Origin of the sequence: uncultured Halorubrum sp. (genome assembly GCF_937146585.1) — an archaeon.
In the GTDB taxonomy this organism is placed as follows: domain Archaea; phylum Halobacteriota; class Halobacteria; order Halobacteriales; family Haloferacaceae; genus Halorubrum; species Halorubrum miltondacostae.
This window is the reverse complement of record NZ_CAKZRO010000117.1, coordinates 1-2,973: the sequence shown is the minus strand read 5'-3', so window position 1 is coordinate 2,973 and position 2,973 is coordinate 1. Positions and strand designations below refer to the sequence as shown.

Here is a 2,973-nt window from a genome sequence, read left to right as displayed (position 1 = left end):
TACGGCGTCCAGTCGTGGTGGGACTACGGCCACTGGATCACCACCCGCGCCGAGCGCATCCCGAACGCGAACCCGTTCCAGCAGAACGCGGGCGAAGCCGCGGATTACCTTCTCGCACCGAGCGAAGAGGAAGCGGCCGAAGTCCTCGCAAGTCAGAGCACCGAGGGCAACAACACTCGCTACGTGATGGTCGACTGGCAGATGGCGTCGCCGAACTCCAAGTTCAACGCGCCGGTGACGTTCTACAGCGGTAACGAGACGGTGCGCGACTTCAACGAGCTGCTCTACCAGCGCGTCGAGGGCGCACAGGGCCAACAAGGCGGGCTCCGTCCAGCACTCCAGGTTCGCACCCAGCGCTACCACGAGAGCCAGATGATCCGGCTCTACCAGCACTACGGCAGCGCGGTCGAGCCGGACCCGGTCGTGCTCGACTACGAACGTCAGACCGCACAGACCCAGAGCGGCGACCAGATCGAGATCAAGGTCCTGCCGAGCGAGGGACAGGCGGTCCGGCGGTTCGACAACCTCTCCGCGGCGCGGTCGTACGTCGAGGAGGACGGCTCCGCGCAGGTCGGCGGCGTCATGGGCGTCCCCTCCGAGCGCGTCGACGCGCTCGAACACTACCGGCTGGTCCACGCCACGCAGGCCCCCGGTCGGTCGCCGTACGCCCAGCAGGCGCAGATCCTCGCCCAGCGGTTCGGCGTCGACCTCCAGGCGACGTTCGGCGAGTCGCTGTTCGGCGCGTTCGGCGACGACTTCGTCAAGACGTTCGAACGCGTGCCGGGCGCGACCGTCGAGGGCTCGGGCGCTGCCCCCGGTCAGGAGGTCGAAGCGACCGTCGAGCTCCGCAAGCCGAACGGGCAGACCTTCGAGTACACGCAGTACGCCACCGCGGACGACGACGGGACCTTCGAGCTCACGCTCCCGTACTCGACGACGGGCTACGACGAGTTCGGCCCCGAGAACGGGTACACGAACACGAGCGTCCGCGCGACCGGGCCGTACAACGTCACCACCGCACAGACGACCGACGACGACCTGTACACCACTCAGCACGTCGGCCAGGTCGAGGTGACCGAGGGTCAGGTCGTCGGTGTAGACGACGCGGCGGCGACGGTCGAACTCGAAGAGGAGGTCATCGACTGCCCGAGCGGCGACCCCGAGTGCCCCGTCGATGACGAGAGTGGAAGCGACGACGGGAACTCGACGGACGCGGGATCGCTGATCGGCGTTGAGCCGGCCGCGACGACGGCGACAGCGGCGACCGCGCCGAACTGACCGCATCCCTCGTCCCCGCGCCGGGCTGCCAGTTTTCTCGGCCACGGGCGACGCGGCCCGATTCCCCGCCCTTCATTACCGCGGCCGCGCTTCTCCAGAGCAGATGGCCGACCTCCGCGAGTGGGCGACGATATACCTCAAGGGCGTGGCGATGGGGAGCGCCGACGCCGTGCCGGGCGTCTCCGGCGGCACCATCGCGCTGATCGTCGGGATCTACGAGCGCCTGATCGCGGCGGTCACCGCAGTCGACCCCGACCGGGCGCGTCGCGTACTCGGTGGGCTGCGACCGGGCGGCCGCGCCGACGCGCGCGCCGCGTTCCGCGAGGTCGACGGCGCCTTCCTCCTCGTGTTGGGCGCGGGCATCGGCACCGCGGTCGTGACCGTGTTGAGCGCGGTGAACCGCCTGCTCGCGACCCAGCCGGTGGCGACGTACGGCTTCTTCTTCGGACTGATCGCGGCCAGCGCCGCGGTGCTGCTCGGCGACGTCGACCTCTCGACGCCGCGCCGGAAGGCCGCCGCGGTCGCCGGCTTCGCGCTCGCCTTCCTCGCGTCCGGTGTCGCCGCGACCGCGCTCGGCAGCCCGCTCCCGCTCGTCTTCGTCGCGGGCGGCCTCGCCGTCAGCGCGATGGTGCTGCCCGGGATCTCGGGGTCGCTGCTGCTCGTCGTTCTCGGCCAGTACGAGTACATGTCCGGCGTCGTCGCGCGGTTCGTCGACGCCACCGGCGCGCTCGCGCTCGGTGACGGCGCGGACGCGCTCGTCGAAACGCTGCCGCCGGTGGCGGCGTTCCTGCTCGGCGGCGTCGGCGGGCTCTTCACTATCGCGCACGCCGTGCGCTACGCGCTGTCGCGGGCGCGGGCCGCCACGATCGCGTTCCTCGTGAGCCTGGTCGTGGGGGCGCTGCGCGCGCCGTTAGTGGAGGTGTCCGCGCGGCTGGCCGAGAGCGGCGAGTCGTGGCGCGCGGCCGCGCCGCGGTTCGCGCTGGCTGGGCTCGTCGGCGCCGGGCTCGTTGCCGTGCTGAATCTTTACTCCGCGACCATCGAGTACTGAGCGGCAGCTCCGGTCGCGGTTGAGAAGGGAAAGCGGGTCACCAACCCACCCACCCTCAAATGGGTGGGCTTGTCGGTAGACCCGGGTCTGGCCGACCCTACAGAGAACAGAGGAAAGAGCCCACGACAGTCGTGGGAGGAAGTCAAGCTGGTTCGGTCCGGAACCGAGCGATCGGGACATCGGTGACGTCGTCGTAGTCGTCGTCGGCACCGACCAACAGCATCCCGTCGACGTGCGCTGCTGTCCCGAGCGCAAAAGCGTCACCGAGTGCTAACGAGTACCGAAATTTGAAATCGGCTGCTGGCGCCCATGTCTGTTCGGAGTCGACGCGACGGATGCCACTTTCCTCGAGGACATCGACGACGGCATCAGCGCGCTCCTCGCCGTCGATCGCCCGGACGATATAATGGATCTCGGCGAGATTGGTCGCCGAGATGTAGCCGTCTGCTGCGCCTTCGATGGCCTCAACGTACGTTTCGACGGTGTCGCTCCCTGGTTCGTTACAAAAATAGGCGATGAGTGGTTCGGCGTCGAAGACGATCGTTTCGGGAATCGCAGCCCCCTCCGTCATCCGTCAGCCTCGTTGTCATCGGCGTAGCGCTGCCGCAACGCTTCTTCACAGTAGTAGCAAGGCGGATGCCCACCGG

General features: G+C 68.8%; 2 protein-coding genes and 1 pseudogene. 2 read left to right on the top strand and 1 reads right to left on the bottom strand.

The features are described 5' to 3' along the window. A pseudogene (locus Q0116_RS09715) lies at positions 1-1,278 on the top strand (oligosaccharyl transferase, archaeosortase A system-associated); the annotation flags it as partial. 103 nt (positions 1,279-1,381) lie between these two features. Beyond that, on the top strand, positions 1,382-2,326 hold the full coding sequence (locus tag Q0116_RS09710) for a DUF368 domain-containing protein (RefSeq protein ID WP_297887423.1): 945 nt from the start codon (positions 1,382-1,384) through the stop codon (positions 2,324-2,326). A 142-nt stretch (positions 2,327-2,468) separates the two neighbouring features. Here the strand turns inward: Q0116_RS09710 and Q0116_RS09705 are convergent, their stop codons facing one another. Further along, positions 2,469-2,897 carry a PIN domain-containing protein gene (locus Q0116_RS09705; RefSeq protein ID WP_297887422.1) on the bottom strand — a complete coding sequence of 143 codons (429 nt, stop codon included), beginning with the start codon at positions 2,895-2,897 and terminating at the stop codon, positions 2,469-2,471. Between the last annotated feature and the right edge of the window lie 76 nt (positions 2,898-2,973).